Here is a 16,587-nt window from a genome sequence, read left to right as displayed (position 1 = left end):
GCGCCGCTGCGCGAGCGCCAGGCGGACGGCTCCCGCCACCCGTTTGATTCCTTCATCATCGCCAAGACTCCGGCAGCCCGCTGGGGCACTCCGGAAGATCTGATGGGGCCCGCTGTGTTCCTCGCATCCGACGCTTCCGACTTTGTCAACGGCCATGTGCTTTATGTGGACGGCGGTATCCTTGCCTATATCGGCAAACAACCTTAATGACAACATCTGAAGGGAAGGACAGACAGCGATGAAAGGAATTTATGCGGCATCCATTACCCCGTTTGACAGCGACGGTCATGTAAATTCTACAGCTCTTGTTTCTCTGATGGAATGGAACCTCAAGCAGGGTGCGGACGGCTTTTTTCTTGGCGGGTCCTCCGCGGAATGCTTTCTCCTGAGCGAAAAAGAACGAGTCGAGACCTTTGAGGCGGCCTCCGGCTTGAAGGACAGGACCACGCTGGTAGCACATATCGGCGCGGTTTCTACCGGCGAAGCCATCCGCTACGCAAAGGAAGCCAAGCGCCTTGGGTTCCATCATATTGCCGCCACCCCGCCTTTCTATTACGGCTTTTCCGCCAGGCAGGTTGCCCAATATTACTATGACATCTCCGCCGTGGTTGATATGCCGGTACTGATTTATAACTTTCCCGGAAACACCAACCGCCCGTTTGATCTTGCCAATCCGGATACACAGGCGCTGTTCCGTTCCGGCGCCGTACTGGGCATCAAACACACCAATTTGAACCTCTTCCAGATGGAGCGCATCCGCCACCTGAACCCGGCTCTGACGGTCATGAACGGATTTGATGAGACCATGGTCGCCGGACTTGCACTGGGCGCGGACGGGTCAATTGGCAGCACCTTTAATTTCATGCTGCCGCACTATAAGAAGATCTATGACACGTATCTGTCCGGGGACAGGGAAGGCGCGCTGGCTTTGCAGGTCAAGGCGAACAACATTATGGAAGCGCTGTGCTCGGTTGGCTTAATTCCGGCAATCAAGTATGTTCTGACCACAATGGGCATTGACGCCGGTATCCCACGCCGCCCGTTCCTACCGCTAGAGGACAGCCAGAAAATATTCTTGGATCAGGTTTTAAAAGAAAACCTTGAAAACGACTGATTATTTTCTAATTATATAAAAAACTCTGTTTACTTTAAAGTGAACAGAGTTTTTATTTGTGTGCAATATTTTCCAATTTTTTTAACACCAGATATATAGAAGTATCTATTAATTAAAAGAAAGAGGAGTTATAAATGGCAAAACCAAAGTTGATCGGGGGTATAAGCGCATGTTTCGTTATTTTCTTATTTGCTTTTTTTAATTTACATAGCAGGTCTACTAGCCTCGCCAATTTGCCGGCGGAATATATCCTGAAATCCGATTACAGCGCCTATCAAACGGATTCCAAACTATTGCAGACAAGACCCTGTGAATTGATTGTACTAAAACATGGTGTCGCGAAAAGCCATCAGGTAAAAAATGGACATCTCGCCATTTACCAAACGAAAAACCAGGCTTTTTATCTGAAGAAAGGGGAGCAGCTTTCCTTTCTGTTTCATATCGACCCGGTTCTTCCTAATGGGCACCACGCTTCCATTGGTTATATCCTTGATGATCAGTATCAGGTGTTCGCAAGGGGCGGTTTGAAAGAACAGGCTTATGCAGAGTTTGAAGCACCTGAGGATGGCGAATACAAATTTTTTCTTTGGTGTACGGCTACCGATACTATTCATGTTTCATCGCTGACGATTAAATAGTCGGAAATATTGGGCAGGAATATTAATTTAAGATTGGAAGTGTAAAAAACGAAAAGCAGAATTATCTCGTCAATACTCTCAGTAATATTACTGGCACTAGCAATGAACACAACTGTATTAGCGGAGAATTTTACTGATCAACAATCACAAGGGACTATAACAATACTCTCGACAAGTAAAAATGGAGAAACTAAGACATATAATTATGATTTTTGTGATCTTGTTATTAAAGATAAAAATGGGAATTTAATTACAGGAAATTTCCACCCAAACGTTATTTTAGATCCACATAGCATTCCAGCAGGCAAAACCTATTACTACTATACGCCTGATGGTGATTATTTCGATTTTGTTGCCGACGAAACGATTACTGCAATTATTACTTTTGATAAAAAGGCCAAAATTACCTTTGGTTATCAAAAGCAAAGTAAATCTAAAACAAAAGTAGTCACAAAAACAACTGACTATTTGGTGACATCTTTTGACATTCCAAGTGATGGGTTTTATAGATTTTATATAACAAATCATTCAACTTCATCAGTGTCAGTTGAAAGAGGAACAATTACAAGCCGTTAACTATTTCATTTTATTCCTGCTCGATAAAATCAAAGAAAAGAAGCCCCCTTTCGGGAGCCTCTTTTCTTTATGCTTTTCAGCAAATGGGAGAGAAAGAAAAGCTATTTTACGAGCGCTTTGACCTGTGCAAGCTGTGCGGCATCCAGCGGAAGAATATCGCTGTTTGCCATGCCGGTGGAGGAGTCCTCCACCAAAATCATCTTGGTGTCTTTCTGGGTAACGGTGTTGTGCCAAAGGGCGGAAGGGATGTTGTAAACCTTCATCGGCTGCATCTCCACAGCGCCGATCTCCAGTTTGCCGTCCGTTTCATTGGCATAGAGCAGCGTGCAGCGGCCAGCCAAAAGGACAAACAGCTCGTCGGTTTCGTTGTGGCGCTCCAGGCAGTCAATTCCGGTAATATCGTTTGCAGGTTTCCAGTTCTTGATGCCTACCATCCATTTTTCGTTTTCGAATACACGGGTGAGGCCTTCCCCTTCAAAGGCAAATTCCTGAATTTTCATGATGACAAGCTCCTTTTATTTAATGAGTTTTTTGCAGTTGGCTGCAATATTTTCAGCGGTCAGGCCGTAGGCTTTAAACAGGTCGGCCGGCTTGCCCGATTTTCCGAACTTGTCATTGACGCCGACGCGGGCAAATTTCGCATTGGAATTTCCGGCGAGGACTTCCGCAACTGCGGAGCCGACCCCGCCGATAATGGAATGTTCCTCAGCGGTCACGACAGCGCCGCACTGTTCAGCCATTTTGAGCACGCAGTCAGCGTCCAACGGCTTGATGGTGTGGAAGTTGACAACCGCCGCCTTGATGCCCTCATCTGCAAGCAGGTCGGCGGCTTTCAGCGCTTCCGGGATCATCAGGCCGGTAGCCAGAATCGCAACGTCAGAACCGTCACGCATGATGTTCGCCTTGCCGGGGATAAATGGGGTGTCCTCCTCCGTGACGCAGTCGCAAACCGGACGCGCGACACGGATATAAACCGGTCCGTTGATTTCCACAGCGGCGCGCACCGCTTTTTGGGTTTCAATCGGGTCGCAGGGGACGAAGATGGTCATGCCGGGGAGCACACGCATCAGTGCGATATCCTCGATCGACTGATGGCTTCCGCCGTCCTCACCGACGCAAAGGCCGGAATGGGAAAGCGCAAGCTTCACATTTGCGTTGACATAAGAGATCGAATTCCTGATCTGCTCATACGCGCGGCCGGCGCCAAACAGCGCAAAGGTGCTGCAGAAAGGGATCAGCCCGGAATGTGCGAAGCCTGCGGCCGCGCACATCATATTTGCTTCCGCGATACCGAAGTTAAAGAAACGTTCCGGATACTGTCCGGCAAATCCGTTGGTCATTGTGGCATGCGCAAGGTCGGCGTCCAGCACCACAATTTTATCATTTTCAGCGCCCAGCTCCACGAGTGTTTCCCCGTAGGCGACTCTCAGCGATTTACTCTCAGCCATTGACTGCTACCCCCAGTTCTTTGATTGCTCTCTCATAATCGTCTTTAGACGGCGCTTTCCCATGCCAGCCGTACTGGTCGGACATAAAGGACACGCCGTGGCCCTTATGGGTTTGGCAGCAGATGAATTTCGGCTTGCCGTTATGCGGCGCCTCGATGGCTCCCACAATCGCCTGAATATCATGCCCGTCAACGGTGATACATTCAAATCCAAACGACTCATATTTCTTTACAATATCCCCTATGCTCATAACCTCGTCATTGGATCCGTCAATCTGCAGGCCATTATGGTCGAGCATAACGGTCAGGTTATCCAGTTTATAGTGCGCGGCAGACATGGCAGCTTCCCAGACAAGACCTTCCTGAGCCTCGCCGTCGCCGATAATGGCATAAATCTGATATGCTTTTTTCTTGAGCTTTGCAGCCATTGCCAGCCCGCCGGCAATGGAAACACCTTGGCCGAGGGAACCGGTGTTCACGTCAACGCCGGGGGTTTTGGTGCAGTCCGGGTGCCCCTGCAGGTGGCTGTTGATCTGGCGAAGATCCCAAAGGTCTTCCCGCGGGAAGAAGCCCATATCCGCGAGAACCGCGTAAAGCGCGGGGCAGGCATGGCCTTTGCTCAAAACAACACGGTCGCGGTCTTCCCACCTGGGGTTCTTTGGGTCCACTTTGATCGTATTATAATACAGCGCCATCAGCATTTCTACGCAGGAGAGGGAGCCGCCCGGATGGCCCGACTGGCAGGTGTAGAGCATCTTGAGGATATCCGCACGCAGCTGTTTGGCTTTTTCTTGTTGTTGTGCAATATTCATTCCTATATAACTCCTTTTTATCGGCACGGCATCGGCGATGCCGGCATGATCAGCCTTTTACCGCACCTGCGGTCAAACCTTCCACAAGTCGTTTCTGTGCAAAGAAGAACATGATACAGACCGGGATAATCGTAATGATACCGCCCGCAGTCAGCAGGTCCCACTGAACGCCGAGCTGACCGATCAGATTTTTCAGCGCTACCGGGATCGTGCGGTTATTTTCGTTTGTAAACATCACCGCAAAGGTATATTCGTTCCAGGACTGCATAAAAATATACACGCCTGTTGCAATCAGGCAGGGGGTCAAAATTGGCAGGATAATTTTGATAAAGGCCTGGGCGCGGTTAGCGCCGTCCACCATAGCGGCTTCCTCCAGTGAAAGAGGAAGGTCGTTGATATAACCGTTGAGCAGCCACACGGAGAACGGGATGGTAAACGTTGTATAAGCCAGCACCAGCGCAGTCGGGGTATATAGGATGCCTAGCTTGCGCATAATGGCATACAACGGGATCAGCAGAAGAACAGAGGGGAACATGTTATTGGTCAGAAACATCACCATGAAGCCTTTTCTGCCTTTGAAGTCATAACGGGAAAACGCATAAGCGGCAAGCATCGAAACGATCAGCGTGACAACCGTGGTAATCACGGCAACAAGCAGGCTGTTGCCCATAGGCCTCAGGAAGTTAAAGTCAACGAACAGTTTTCTGTAGGATTCAAAGGTCAGGTTTTGGGGCCAGTAGGTTACAGCGGCTCCATAGAGTTCCTGCTCCGGTTTCACGGAGGTTACAAAAGTCCAGTAGAATGGGAACAGCAGAAACAGTAAAATTGCTATAATCGGGATATAAAGGCTGAAAATACGAGGCGCCAGCTTTTTTTTGCGCGGAGTATACCGCATGGGGCCCTCACCGGCCGGCGATGTAGTTTGATTTGCAGGCATTGCTGCTCCTCCTTTCTAATCTTTCTTAAACATATTCCTTAAATAAGGTACCGCAACCAGCGACAGCAAGAGCGTCAGCAGAACGGACATCGTGGACGCGTAGCCAAGGTTCAGGGAATTTCCCTTATTAAAGATGTACACGCTCAAAGTCTGCGAAGAATAAGCAGGCCCGCCTTCGGTCATGTTGAAGATAACGTCCACCGAGTTGGCAACCCAGATGATGCGCAGAAGAGTGGTCACAAAAATGGTATTTTTCAAAGAGGGAATTGTAACCTGGAACAGCTTCTGGAAATAGGTAGCGCCGTCAATGTCCGCGGCCTCATACAGTTCGCCGGGGATTCCCTGCAAACCGGCCAGCAGCATCAGCGCGAAGAACGGGATTCCCTGCCAGATAATTGTTACAATGACCGAGGGAAACGCGGTGGTCTGCTGAGCAAGAAAAGGGATATTATCCGATATAATTCCGACCTTCTGCAACAGGTCATTGAGAACACCGTAGTTACCGTCGTAAATCCAGCGCCACATCAGACCGATCAGAACGCCTGGGGTGACCCACGGGATCAGGCTGACCGCACGGGCGATTCCGCGCCCTTTAAAGTTCTTGTTCAGGAGCAGTGCAAGCGCAAAGCCAAAGACAAACTGGAATCCAACGCCGAACACCACCCACAGAATTGTTTTCCAGAGAGATCTCCAGAAAATCGGGTCCTGAAAAACCGCTACATAATTGTCAAAGCCTACAAAACCAATTTGATTGGGGCGGCGCAAATCGTAGTTTTGAAAGCTCATCAGAATCGCATTGACTGCAGGAACAAATACCACGGCCAAAACGATAATTAATGCGGGTGCGATCAACAGGTAAGGCCAAATAGTCATCTTTTTCTTCTGCAAGCGGATCACCTCACTTTAATTTTCGATATGGCAAGGGCAGGCTACAAAGGCTTTTTTGCAGCCTGCCCTTATTATGACAACGATTTAGTGTGTTATGCGTAGAGTGCTTTCTGGAGCTCCTGCATCGCCTGTTCAGCGGTCATCTGGCCGGTGAGGGCAGCGGCGACTGTGTTGGGCCATACGTTGGAAATCCATTCGGTCGTGGTGTCCAGAATCGGGAAGATACCGGCATACGGAGCGCCCTCAATGGAAGCTTTCATAAAGCGGTCTTCCTGGAACTGCGGCAGCTGCTGTACTTCTTTACTGACAGGAACATTGCCGGTAGCGACGCACCAGGTTTCCTGGCCCTTACCGGTAGCAAGATAAGACATCCACTCGAAAGCGGCATCTTTATTCTCGCAGGACTCGAACATCACGTTTTCGGTATCACCCATGGAAGTCCACTGGCCTTTACCCGCAGGGAAGGGGAATGCGGCAACATCATCACCAAAGGTATCTACCATTTCGGCAGAGGAGCCCGTGTGGTGGACGGTCATAGCAGTTTTGCCGCTCTTGAAGTTTGCAATGATCTCATTGAAGCCGTCGGCTGTTGCCGTCGGGGGAACATAGCCCTTGGTGTACAGATCAATGAAGTCCTGCATACCCTGAATGGCTTCCGGCGTGGTGAAATCTTCAAAGTTTCCGCCGCGCGCCTGGACGAAGCTGCCCCAAGGTTCCTGGCCGCCCTTCGAACCGCGCATTCCGAATCCGTATACGTCGGTTTTGCCGTCGCCGTTGGTATCACGGGTCAGTTTTTCGCAGGCGGTAAGGAAATCGTCGTAGGTTTTGGGAACCTCTACGCCGGCTTCTTTGAACATGGAAGGTCTGTAATAAACATAGAGCACCTGGGTATTCCAAGGCATCACATAAATACTGTCTGTGCCGCTGGCCTGCTTCATAACATCATACAGGCTGGGCTCAATGAGGTCTTTGTCTGCCCAGTTTGCAACATAGTCATCAAGATTGGCAAGCAGGTTATTGGCAGTGAAAAGCGGGGTAGCGGTCAGCTTCCAGGATGCGGTGTCAGGACCGCCGCCACCCATAACCGCGGTGAAGAGGTTCTCACTGTATTTTCCGCCGTCCCAGGGATATTCCTCGGCGACAACAGTAATATTTTTGCCGTTGGTTGCGTTGAAGTCTTTCACCATTTCCTGCATAACAGCGGAATATTCGCTGTTATCGGCCCAATACCAGTGCGTGATGGTAACAGGCTCGTTGGCTGTTGCCTCGGATGAAGCTGCAGAGGAAGCAGGAGTTGCGGAAGAGGCAGGAGCGGATGAACCGCCAGCATCCTTGCCGCCGCAAGCGGCCAGCGTTCCGGCACACAACACCAGAGCCAAAGCTGTGCTAATTAGTTTTTTCATTAGTTTCTCCTCCTAAATTTAGTTTCGCGTCTCTTGCGGTCAGGGATATATGCTTCTCGGTTTCCCGTTTGGCAACATCGGGTAGCCGATTTTTGATGGCGCTGAGTATTTTGATATGACTTTCCATTGCGCGTTCCTGGCTGCCTTGGATGGTTACTGTCTCATAATAGCCTTCCCGAATCGATTCGCAGATAATCGGAAGAAATCGATGAAGTACCTCATTTTGTGTGCATTGTGCAACAATTGAATGGAATTTAATGTCCAGCGAAGCATGCACCGCTTTGGGGTCAGGAGCGTCCCGCATCTGCTGCACCACCTGTTCCAGCATGGTGATATCCCGTTCGGTTGCCCGCTGCGCCGCCAGATAGGCGACCTGAGGCTCAATAATCATACGAGTTTCCAGCAGGTTTTGAAGCAGCTTGTGCTGGTCGGCAAAATGAAGCCCAAGGGGATCTTTGCCGACACCGGGCCTTCTGGTGATGAAAGTTCCTTTGCCGCGCCGAATCTCCACCACATTTTCTGCCACCAGCAGTTTTACCGCTTCGCGGATTGTAGAACGGCTAACGCCGAACATGCTGATCAATTCACTTTCGCTTGGGAATCGATCCCCGGGCTGCATGTTGCTGTTGATAATAATTTCACGCAGACGGTCGGCCGCCCGGGCCGGCAGCTCTTTTTGAGCAGCGATATGTTCGGTCAAAATGCCACCTCCTTGATCTAATCAGACGTCAGACCAGTTGCCTTATTGAGAAAGCAAGAGAAATGACATTCTCTTGCTAATCAGACGTCAGACCAGTTAAAACACACTTAAACATTGCTTTAAACTTAGTATAAAGATTTTTTTGCGTTTTGCAAGAGGATTTCACATAAAACGTGATAATGAATTAACTTTTCTCATGGTATTTATGCATTTTGACGAATTCTTCGATTACGTAAAACGGGGTCCGGACAGTACTGTCCGGACCCCGTTTTAAAACATGATTACTTCGGTTGTTTGCCGATATAGGCAAGGATACCGCCGTCCACATAAAGCACATGGCCGTTGACAAAATCGGAAGCGTCGGATGCGAGGAACACAGCGGGCCCCATCAGATCTTCCGGAGTGCCCCAGCGGGCTGCCGGAGTCTTGGCGATGATGAAGGAATCAAACGGGTGGCGGGAGCCGTCCGCCTGGCGCTCGCGCAGCGGCGCAGTCTGCGGGGTCGCAATGTAGCCCGGTCCGATGCCGTTGCACTGAATGTTGAATTCGCCGTATTCCGAAGCGATGTTGCGGGTCAGCATCTTGAGCCCGCCCTTTGCGGCTGCATAGGCAGATACCGTCTCGCGGCCCAATTCGCTCATCATTGAGCAGATATTGATGATTTTGCCGTGGCCTTTCTTAATCATCGAAGGGATTACCGCCTTGGACACAATAAACGGCGCGTTCAGATCTACATCAATGACCTGACGAAAATCTTTCGCGCTCATCTCCAACATTGGGATACGCTTGATAATGCCCGCGTTATTAACCAGGATGTCGATGATACCGACTTCCTGTTCGATTTTGGCTACCATCTCGTTGACTTGCTCTTCGTTAGTCACGTCGCACACATAACCGTGGGCTTCTATTCCGGCCTCTTTATATGCGGCCAGTCCTTTATCCACAAGTTCCTGCTTAATATCGTTGAACACGATTTTCGCTCCCGCCGCAGCATACCCGCTCGCGATTGCAAATCCGATCCCATACGACGCGCCTGTTACCAGCGCTACCTTTCCATCCAGTCTGAAACTGTTCATATTCATGATATAATCTCCTTTTCTGTCAAAATTACGCAGCAGAATGAATCATTAAATTAGGCAGCCATGTGACAACGCCCGGAATATAAGTGCAAAGCAATAACACAATTACAAGCGGTATGATAAACGGCAGCACTGCCTTGGACAGCCGTTCCAGATTAATATTTCCGACGTCCGATATTACAAACAGGCAGACGCCAAACGGCGGAGTGACCTGCCCAATCATCAGGTTGAGTACCATTACGACACCAAAATGTACAAGGTCGAGATTCAGCCCGTTGACAATCGGCAGCAGGACCGGCAGCATCAGCGTCAGAATCGCGCCGGGCTCCATGACCATGCCGAGGATGAGCAGAACGATATTGATAATCAAAAGAATAACCGCCGGGTTGCTGCTGATTCCCAGAATGAAATCAGCAATCTGTCTGGAAATCCCTTCTTTGACCAAAACATAGCTCACCAGTGTGGAGGTTCCTATAATAAACAGGGTATTCGCGGAAGATGTCGCAGAGTCAAGCAGACACTTTTTGAAATCGCCCCAGTTCATGGTCTTATAAGCGAAGATAGCAATGATCAGGGAATAGACAACCGCAACGCTGGAGGCCTCGGTAGGGGTAAACCAGCCGGTTGTAAATCCCGCGAGAATGATCAGAGGGGTAATCAGCGCTAAAATAGAGTGGGCAAGCTGCTTGCCAAGAGCACGCAGACTGAACGGATGCCGCTCATACTTGCGGATTACCGCATAGATGTAAACCAGAACCATCAGAGCAACGCCCATCAGCAAGCCGGGAATAACGCCGCCCATGAACAGTTTTCCGACACTGACACTGGCAACAGAGCCATAGATAATCAGCGGAATGCTTGGCGGGAAAATCGGGCCGATCACCGAGGAAGCGGCTGTGATAGCGCCCGAAAACTCTTTATCATAGCCGTTGGTCGTCATCGCTTCCATCTCAATGGTGCCAAGACCACCAGCATCCGCAACAGCAGAACCGGACATTCCGGCAAAGATAATGCTGGCCACAACATTTGCATGCGCAAGGCCACCGGGGACCCAGCCAACCAGTTCTTTCGCTGTACCAAAAATTTTGTCTGTAATTTTACCCGCGTTCATCAGATTACCTGCAAGAATGAACAGCGGAACCGCAATCAGCAGGAAGGAGTCAACTCCTGTGACCATCTTCTGGCCGATGACCATCAGTGGATAACCAAGCGACAGGCAAGCCAAAACGGCGCTTGCACCGATAGAGATACTGATCGGTACTCCGATGATCAAAAGCACCGCAAACGAAATAACGAAAAGAATCATACTTTCTTACCTGCCTTTCCCTTCACGTTTTGCTGGAACGGTTGATTTCTCAATCAACTGATAAATCGTCTTCAACACCATAAATCCACCAGCCAGAGCCATGGGAAGGAACTGGAATGAGTAGGGGAGAAACTGAATCGTCGAAAAATACCGCGTACTGATAAACGGATAAAGGTTGATATAAGAAAGCACCATGACAGCCCCGAGCATCAGGCTGACAATTTTATTGATATACCAAAGAATGGTTGTCACAGGTTCTTTCACACGGACAAGCAGGATTTCAAACCGCATTAAGCGGCTTTTATCATATAGATAAATGATACCGAGAAAAGCCATCCACATAAACATGATACCGCATACTTCGATAGAAGCGCGGAAGGATTTATCCAGCAGATTTCGTATGAGCAGTTCAAAAATGATCAGCCCCGCAAGGCCCGCAACTAAAAGCATCAGGATGATTCCTGTTACCTTTACAATTGCATCTGTAATTTTCTTATAAATTTTCAAGAGAAACACTCCCTTAACAATGTGGTGCATAGCCTCAGGTTATAAAAACTGCGTCCCGGCCCGATGACAGGGACGCAGCAATCCATCGCACCGGGCGATTGCCAAATTACTTGTTATAAGCCAGGATTTCGTCGATCAGAGACTGGTCGTACCATTTTTCTTCCGCATAGCGCTTGTAGAATTCGGTTCCGCCCAGCGCGTCTTTAAAGCTCTGGATATCCGGATCGGTGTCAAACTCAACGCCGGCATCCTGCAGGGTTTTTGTCGCAGTTACATTGTCTTCCGCAATCGTATCAAAGGAATACTTTGCAGCCACAGTAGCCTGTTCTTTCAGAACCTTGCGGGTTGCCTCAGGCAGCTTATCCCAAGTAAGAGCATTGACAGCCATGGTGCAGCCCATCCACATATAGTTGATGTTGGAGAAATACTTGATGCTGTCATAGGTAGCGTTGGCAACCAGATGATAAGTCGCATTGTCCTGTCCTTCAGCGGTACCGTTAGAGAGCGCGATCGGCAGCTCGTTCAGCGCAAGCGCAATCGGGGTGGCGCCCAGAGTTTCCCAGCAGTCCAGATACATCTGGCTGGTCGGGACACGCAGTTTCAGGCCTTTCACATCGGCAGCGGTGTGAACCGGTTTGTTGGTGGTGGAAATCTGGCGCATACCGTTATCGCCTTCGGAAAGGAAGATCAGGCCAACCTGCGGGAAATCAGCAAAAATCTTTTCGCCGACGTCGCTGTTGACCACGTCGTAAGCTTCCTCTGCGCTGTCAAAGAGGAACGGCAGATCAAGGACCTTGGCTTTTTCATAGAAAGAAGTAAAGCCGGAAGTACCCGCAAAAATGATATCAATGGTACCCATACGGGTGGATTCAATCGCTTCCGCATCGTTTCCGAGCTCGTTTGAATGGTGCACATCAAGGGTAATCGCGCCATTGGAAGCTTCTTTAACCAGCTCCGCATACTTGATAATGGTTTTTGTCGGTACGGAATTTTCGTTCCCGGGCGAATAAATCGTGAGTGTAACAGGCTCAATTTCTGAGCCTGAGTCTGCGGCCGCAGCCTCGGAAGAAGCAGCAGGAGCAGAGGCATCGCCTGCGGGGGCAGACGATGAAGATGCGGCGCCTGAGCCGCATGCGGCAAGCGCGGTGGTCATTGCAAGAGCCAGAGCCATTGCGACTAATTTTTTCATTTTAAAAATTCCTCCTAATTCTTTGTACCCAAGGGTAAGTAAGCATTGCAATAGATGGATTGTATGATGTCTTGCCTAAAATTATATGATGTCCTACAATTTTTGTCTAGTGCTTAAAATTACAAATAATTACATATTAATTTGTGCAAAATGCAATTAAAATACTCCTTTTCAATTAGGAATCTTTCTGAACCGTCATTTCTTCCAAATCGATCAGCACCTGATCCAGATGGCTGCGCATATAGCGTTCGGCCTGGTCGATATCACGCCTGCTGATAGATTCCATAATATTGCTGTGCGGCTCGATCGCATTTTTTACATTCTGTTCCACCAAAAACGTCTTGCTGCGGAATGCCTGCGCACATTCGCTCACTTTGCGGTTCATGCTGATCAACAGTTTATTTTGACTTTTTTCCACGATCTGATTATGGAATTTTTCATCATATTTCGCGATGGCGGCAACATCATGATTTTCGATCGCTGACATAAACTTCTCATGGGTACGGGCAAGCTGAGCAATATCCGCATCGGAACAGCGTTGGATGGTCAGTCGGATGGCAAGCGGCTCCAGCGCTGTGCGGATTTCAATGACATCCTTCAGCTCCACTTCGTTCTGCATAAACCATTCTACAATATTTTCCAGCTCCTGCTCTTCCGTACGGGCCACAAACGCGCCCCGCCCGGGCTTGATTTCCACAAAGCCGCTGGTCTGGAGGATTCGGAACGCTTCCCGCACAGTACCGCGGCCTACGCTCATCTGATCGCAAAGCTCTTTTTCGGAGGGCAGTTTCTGTCCAACCTCGACCGCCCCGGACAAGATATATTCTTTAATGTTTTCCGCCACCTGCTGCACCACAGGAACCCGCTGTATTGATTTCATTTCTCTCACCTGTTCAAAAGTAGTTCCGGCCTGCCCACACAGCCGTCGGTTCAAAATTGCATGATGTCGGGCAAAAGTATATTTGGTTTCATTAAAACACTTCTTTTTTGATTCGTCAATAACATTTTTGACAAGCAGTATGAAAAACACAATATCTTGCAGATTTAGTAGTTGACTTTGTACGAGAAATAGGATATTGTATTGTTGGATTGTATGATATGTTACGATTGAATCTACAAAATCAAACTACATAGGCGGAGGTATTCTATGGACATTGTTGAACTTCGGTCAAAATGTACGCAACTGCGCGAAGACATCATCAACATGCTTGCGGACGCTGCAAGCGGCCATCCGGGCGGCTCACTGTCCGCAGTGGAACTGATGGCGGGTATTTATTACACTCAGATGCGTATTGACCCTAAAAACCCCGACGACCCCAACCGCGACCGGTTCGTATTGAGCAAAGGGCACGCGGCTCCCTGCTACTATGCGATCCTCGGCGATTTGGGATTCTTTGATAAAGCGGAATTCCGTAACTTCCGCCAGCTGCACAGCATTCTGCAGGGACATCCGGACGCCAAAAAGGTTCCCGGCATTGACGCTTCCACCGGTTCACTGGGGCAGGGCGTTTCGATAGCAACCGGCATGGCGCTGGGCGCAAAAGCCCAAAAGAGCGATATCCGCGTTTATGCGCTGCTCGGCGACGGCGAGCTGCAGGAAGGCCAGGTCTGGGAGGCCTGCATGGCGGCCGCCAATTATAAACTCGACAATCTGACCATTCTGATTGACAACAACGGCCTGCAGATCGACGGAACCAACGAAGAGGTGATGGGGCTGGGTGATCTGAAAGCGAAATTCACCGCGTTCGGGTTCAACGTCATCGAATTGCCGGACGGAAATGATCTTGAGCAGGTCATTGACGCACTGAACATTAAAACCGTTCCCGGAAAGCCCAAATGCATCCTTGCCCACACGGTCAAGGGCAAAGGGGTCTCCTTTATGGAAAATCAGGTGGGCTGGCACGGCAAGGCGCCGAGCGAATCCGAACGCCAGCTTGCAATCAAGGAACTGGAGGGCTGAACAATGGGAGAGAAAAAAGCAATACGTGTGGCATACGGCGAGGCTCTGGCCGCGCTGGGTGCTAAGAATGATAAAATCGTGGTGCTGGATGCGGATCTTGCACACGCTACCATGACCGCAACCTTTGCCAATCAATTTCCCGACCGGTTTTTCAACGCCGGAATCGCGGAGGCGAACATGGTTTCCATGAGCGCCGGCCTTTCCACCATGGGGTATATCCCGTTTTGCAGCACCTTCGCCGTTTTCGGCGCCGGACGTGCCTATGAGCAGGTTCGCAACAGTGTTGCTTATCCGAACTTCAACGTGAAGTTGTGCATGACCCACGCCGGAATCACGCTGGGCGAGGATGGCGGCAGCCATCAGGCAATCGAGGATCTCGCTCTTATGCGCGTAATCCCGGGGATGACTGTGATTGTTCCGTGCGACGCTAATGAGACCCATCGGGCTGTAAACGCGCTTGCGGAAATGAAAGGTCCCGCTTACCTTCGCCTTGCGCGTCTGCCCAGTGAAGTGTTTGAAGAGGAGCAGCCGTTTGAAATCGGCAAAGCGAACGTCCTGCGCGAAGGCACCGACGTTGCGGTGTTCGCCTGCGGAATCATGGTCAAGACCGCACTGGACTGTGCGGATGAACTGGCAAAGCAGGGTGTATCCGCTGCTGTTATCAACGTGCATACCCTCAAGCCGATTGACAGGGACTGTGTGCTGAAGTATGCTAAGAAGTGCGGAAAAGTGGTAACCGTTGAGGAGCACAGTGTCATCGGCGGTTTGGGAGACGCGGTGGCCGATGTGCTGATCGGCAACGGAGACTACAAATTTAAGAAGATCGGCGTTCAGGACCGGTTCGGCCAGTCCGGTAAGCCGGATGACCTTCTCGAAGAGTACGGACTCAGCCAGCCTCAGGTACTTAAGGGCATTCAAAGCGTTTTATAAATTCAGACATCATGGAAAGAGAGGAAACGATTATGAAAATTGCACTGATCAACGAAAACAGTCAGGCCGGTAAAAATGAGCTGATCTTCAACTCACTGAAAAAAGTGGCCGAACCTCTGGGCCATACCGTCGTCAACTATGGCATGTATTCCGGCGACGACAAGGCACAGCTCACTTATGTTCAGAACGGAATCCTTGCGGCGGTCCTGCTCAACAGCAAAGCTGTCGACTATGTCGTAACCGGCTGCGGAACGGGCGAGGGCGCAATGCTTGGGCTCAACAGCTTCCCCGGCGTCATCTGCGGCTATGTGGCCGATCCCAGCGACGCTTATCTCTTTGCCCAAATCAATGACGGCAACGCGATTTCCCTGCCGTTTGCGAAAGGGTTTGGCTGGGGCGCCGAACTGAACCTTGAATATATCTTTGAAAAACTGTTCAGCTGTGAAAGCGGCCAGGGCTATCCCAAAGAACGCGTTGTTCCGGAACAGCGCAATAAAAAGATTCTGGATGCTGTCCGCGCCAATAATCTCAAAGATCTTGTCACCTGCCTGAAGGGCATTGATCCCGAACTGGTGAAAGGCGCTGTCAGCGGTGAAAAGTTCAAAGAACTGTTTTTTGCCGACTGCAAGGATCAGGAAATCGGCGCTTATATCAAGAGCATTGTCGGCTGAGGAGGAACTGTTTGTATGCTGAAAAACAAGCCTACCGGGCTTGCCCATGTGGCAGTCCCCACTGATGACCCCGCCGGAACGGTTGCTTTCTATGAAAACCTCGGATTTACACGTCTGGTGGATCACGATATCAGGGGAATGCTGCAGTGTGGCAGCTGTGTGGTTGAATACTATCCCCGCCGCGGCGATCAAAAACCAGTCGGGAATATCGACCACATCGCCCTGGCAAGCGACGATCTGGACGCCGCCTTCGAAGAAGTTTCCGCGATGGGCGTACAGTTCGTAACGAACGGCATTGAGTCCAATCAGATGTTTGAACCGCGTTCTAATCGTTACTTTACATTTATCGGTCCAAACGGCGAAAAGATTGAGTTCTGTCAAATTAAATAATCCTATTTGATACTCGTTTTCAGGATGTGCGGGCAGCTTT

General features: G+C 49.8%; 20 protein-coding genes. 8 read left to right on the top strand and 12 right to left on the bottom strand.

Annotation, left to right across the window (positions count from 1 at the left end; genetic code table 11):
• The 4 genes from C1A10_RS01095 to C1A10_RS18175 form a co-directional block, all read left to right on the top strand.
• The coding region (locus tag C1A10_RS01095) for an SDR family oxidoreductase (RefSeq protein WP_145997678.1) at positions 1–207 on the top strand (207 nt) is incomplete at its 5' end.
• A 31-nt stretch (positions 208–238) separates the two neighbouring features.
• Positions 239–1,114, top strand: coding sequence for a dihydrodipicolinate synthase family protein (locus tag C1A10_RS01090; RefSeq protein WP_101908353.1), 876 nt, complete (start codon positions 239–241; stop codon positions 1,112–1,114).
• A gap of 134 nt (positions 1,115–1,248) precedes the next feature.
• On the top strand, positions 1,249–1,752 hold the full coding sequence (locus C1A10_RS01085) for a hypothetical protein (RefSeq protein ID WP_101908352.1): 504 nt from the start codon (positions 1,249–1,251) through the stop codon (positions 1,750–1,752).
• 102 nt (positions 1,753–1,854) lie between these two features.
• Positions 1,855–2,328 carry a hypothetical protein gene (locus tag C1A10_RS18175; protein ID WP_145997674.1) on the top strand — a complete coding sequence of 158 codons (474 nt, stop codon included), beginning with the start codon at positions 1,855–1,857 and terminating at the stop codon, positions 2,326–2,328.
• Positions 2,329–2,429: 101 nt separating this feature from the next.
• Here the strand turns inward: C1A10_RS18175 and C1A10_RS01080 are convergent, their stop codons facing one another.
• The 12 genes from C1A10_RS01080 to C1A10_RS01025 all read right to left on the bottom strand — a co-directional run bounded on the left by C1A10_RS01080 (position 2,430) and on the right by C1A10_RS01025 (position 13,476).
• Positions 2,430–2,828 (bottom strand): cupin domain-containing protein, encoded by a 399-nt coding sequence (locus C1A10_RS01080; protein ID WP_101908351.1) that lies wholly within the window; start codon positions 2,826–2,828, stop codon positions 2,430–2,432.
• Between the two features lie 15 nt (positions 2,829–2,843).
• Positions 2,844–3,776, bottom strand: coding sequence for a transketolase family protein (locus C1A10_RS01075; RefSeq protein WP_101908458.1), 933 nt, complete (start codon positions 3,774–3,776; stop codon positions 2,844–2,846).
• Positions 3,769–4,587, bottom strand: a complete 819-nt coding sequence (locus C1A10_RS01070; RefSeq protein WP_101908349.1) for a transketolase — start codon at positions 4,585–4,587, stop codon at positions 3,769–3,771. Before C1A10_RS01070 ends, C1A10_RS01075 begins: the two co-directional genes overlap by 8 nt.
• Before the next feature lie 49 nt (positions 4,588–4,636).
• The gene (locus C1A10_RS01065) at positions 4,637–5,524 is read right to left on the bottom strand and encodes a carbohydrate ABC transporter permease (RefSeq protein ID WP_341456873.1); all 888 of its coding nucleotides are present in this window, start codon (positions 5,522–5,524) and stop codon (positions 4,637–4,639) included.
• Between the two features lie 15 nt (positions 5,525–5,539).
• Positions 5,540–6,412: a carbohydrate ABC transporter permease gene (locus C1A10_RS01060; protein ID WP_341456872.1), complete on the bottom strand. Its 873-nt coding sequence runs from the start codon at positions 6,410–6,412 to the stop codon at positions 5,540–5,542.
• A 92-nt stretch (positions 6,413–6,504) separates the two neighbouring features.
• On the bottom strand, positions 6,505–7,815 hold the full coding sequence (locus C1A10_RS01055) for an ABC transporter substrate-binding protein (protein WP_101908348.1): 1,311 nt from the start codon (positions 7,813–7,815) through the stop codon (positions 6,505–6,507).
• Positions 7,799–8,515, bottom strand: coding sequence for a FadR/GntR family transcriptional regulator (locus C1A10_RS01050; protein WP_101908457.1), 717 nt, complete (start codon positions 8,513–8,515; stop codon positions 7,799–7,801). The genes C1A10_RS01055 and C1A10_RS01050 overlap by 17 nt, the downstream gene beginning before the upstream one ends.
• Positions 8,516–8,796: 281 nt before the next feature.
• Positions 8,797–9,597, bottom strand: a complete 801-nt coding sequence (locus tag C1A10_RS01045; protein ID WP_278309106.1) for a gluconate 5-dehydrogenase — start codon at positions 9,595–9,597, stop codon at positions 8,797–8,799.
• Between the two features lie 25 nt (positions 9,598–9,622).
• Positions 9,623–10,900: a TRAP transporter large permease gene (locus C1A10_RS01040; protein ID WP_101908456.1), complete on the bottom strand. Its 1,278-nt coding sequence runs from the start codon at positions 10,898–10,900 to the stop codon at positions 9,623–9,625.
• Between the two features lie 6 nt (positions 10,901–10,906).
• Positions 10,907–11,407 (bottom strand): TRAP transporter small permease, encoded by a 501-nt coding sequence (locus C1A10_RS01035; protein ID WP_101908455.1) that lies wholly within the window; start codon positions 11,405–11,407, stop codon positions 10,907–10,909.
• 106 nt (positions 11,408–11,513) lie between these two features.
• The gene (locus tag C1A10_RS01030) at positions 11,514–12,596 is read right to left on the bottom strand and encodes a TRAP transporter substrate-binding protein (protein WP_101908454.1); all 1,083 of its coding nucleotides are present in this window, start codon (positions 12,594–12,596) and stop codon (positions 11,514–11,516) included.
• Positions 12,597–12,771: 175 nt separating this feature from the next.
• Positions 12,772–13,476, bottom strand: a complete 705-nt coding sequence (locus tag C1A10_RS01025; protein WP_145997677.1) for a FadR/GntR family transcriptional regulator — start codon at positions 13,474–13,476, stop codon at positions 12,772–12,774.
• A 267-nt stretch (positions 13,477–13,743) separates the two neighbouring features.
• Between C1A10_RS01025 and C1A10_RS01020 the strand changes: the two genes are divergently transcribed.
• From C1A10_RS01020 to C1A10_RS01005, 4 genes are read left to right on the top strand one after another with little or no spacing between them, the layout of a single operon-like run.
• The gene (locus tag C1A10_RS01020; RefSeq protein WP_101908452.1) at positions 13,744–14,556 is read left to right on the top strand and encodes a transketolase; all 813 of its coding nucleotides are present in this window, start codon (positions 13,744–13,746) and stop codon (positions 14,554–14,556) included.
• A gap of 3 nt (positions 14,557–14,559) precedes the next feature.
• Positions 14,560–15,486, top strand: coding sequence for a transketolase family protein (locus tag C1A10_RS01015; RefSeq protein ID WP_101908451.1), 927 nt, complete (start codon positions 14,560–14,562; stop codon positions 15,484–15,486).
• Positions 15,487–15,518: 32 nt separating this feature from the next.
• On the top strand, positions 15,519–16,157 hold the full coding sequence (locus tag C1A10_RS01010; protein ID WP_101908450.1) for an RpiB/LacA/LacB family sugar-phosphate isomerase: 639 nt from the start codon (positions 15,519–15,521) through the stop codon (positions 16,155–16,157).
• A 15-nt stretch (positions 16,158–16,172) separates the two neighbouring features.
• A complete protein-coding gene (locus C1A10_RS01005; RefSeq protein ID WP_101908449.1) occupies positions 16,173–16,547 on the top strand; it encodes a VOC family protein in 375 nt (124 codons plus the stop codon).
• Positions 16,548–16,587: the final 40 nt, after the last annotated feature.

Source organism: Marasmitruncus massiliensis (genome assembly GCF_900186535.1).
GTDB classification, from domain to species: Bacteria; Bacillota; Clostridia; order Oscillospirales; family Ruminococcaceae; genus Anaerotruncus; species Anaerotruncus massiliensis_A.
This window is presented reverse-complemented; position numbering and strand designations above follow the sequence as displayed.

Excerpts from the sequence above, each read along its gene's own strand:
- C1A10_RS01090 (WP_101908353.1), top strand. The coding sequence starts at position 239 with ATGAAAGGAATTTATGCGGCATCCATTACCCCGTTTGACAGCGACGGT.
- C1A10_RS01085 (WP_101908352.1), top strand. The coding sequence starts at position 1,249 with ATGGCAAAACCAAAGTTGATCGGGGGTATAAGCGCATGTTTCGTTATT.
- C1A10_RS18175 (WP_145997674.1), top strand. The coding sequence starts at position 1,855 with ATGAACACAACTGTATTAGCGGAGAATTTTACTGATCAACAATCACAA.
- C1A10_RS01080 (WP_101908351.1), bottom strand. The coding sequence starts at position 2,828 with ATGAAAATTCAGGAATTTGCCTTTGAAGGGGAAGGCCTCACCCGTGTA.
- C1A10_RS01075 (WP_101908458.1), bottom strand. The coding sequence starts at position 3,776 with ATGGCTGAGAGTAAATCGCTGAGAGTCGCCTACGGGGAAACACTCGTG.
- C1A10_RS01070 (WP_101908349.1), bottom strand. The coding sequence starts at position 4,587 with ATGAATATTGCACAACAACAAGAAAAAGCCAAACAGCTGCGTGCGGAT.
- C1A10_RS01065 (WP_341456873.1), bottom strand. The coding sequence starts at position 5,524 with ATGCCTGCAAATCAAACTACATCGCCGGCCGGTGAGGGCCCCATGCGG.
- C1A10_RS01055 (WP_101908348.1), bottom strand. The coding sequence starts at position 7,815 with ATGAAAAAACTAATTAGCACAGCTTTGGCTCTGGTGTTGTGTGCCGGA.
- C1A10_RS01045 (WP_278309106.1), bottom strand. The coding sequence starts at position 9,597 with ATGAATATGAACAGTTTCAGACTGGATGGAAAGGTAGCGCTGGTAACA.
- C1A10_RS01040 (WP_101908456.1), bottom strand. The coding sequence starts at position 10,900 with ATGATTCTTTTCGTTATTTCGTTTGCGGTGCTTTTGATCATCGGAGTA.
- C1A10_RS01030 (WP_101908454.1), bottom strand. The coding sequence starts at position 12,596 with ATGAAAAAATTAGTCGCAATGGCTCTGGCTCTTGCAATGACCACCGCG.
- C1A10_RS01025 (WP_145997677.1), bottom strand. The coding sequence starts at position 13,476 with ATGAAATCAATACAGCGGGTTCCTGTGGTGCAGCAGGTGGCGGAAAAC.
- C1A10_RS01020 (WP_101908452.1), top strand. The coding sequence starts at position 13,744 with ATGGACATTGTTGAACTTCGGTCAAAATGTACGCAACTGCGCGAAGAC.
- C1A10_RS01015 (WP_101908451.1), top strand. The coding sequence starts at position 14,560 with ATGGGAGAGAAAAAAGCAATACGTGTGGCATACGGCGAGGCTCTGGCC.
- C1A10_RS01010 (WP_101908450.1), top strand. The coding sequence starts at position 15,519 with ATGAAAATTGCACTGATCAACGAAAACAGTCAGGCCGGTAAAAATGAG.
- C1A10_RS01005 (WP_101908449.1), top strand. The coding sequence starts at position 16,173 with ATGCTGAAAAACAAGCCTACCGGGCTTGCCCATGTGGCAGTCCCCACT.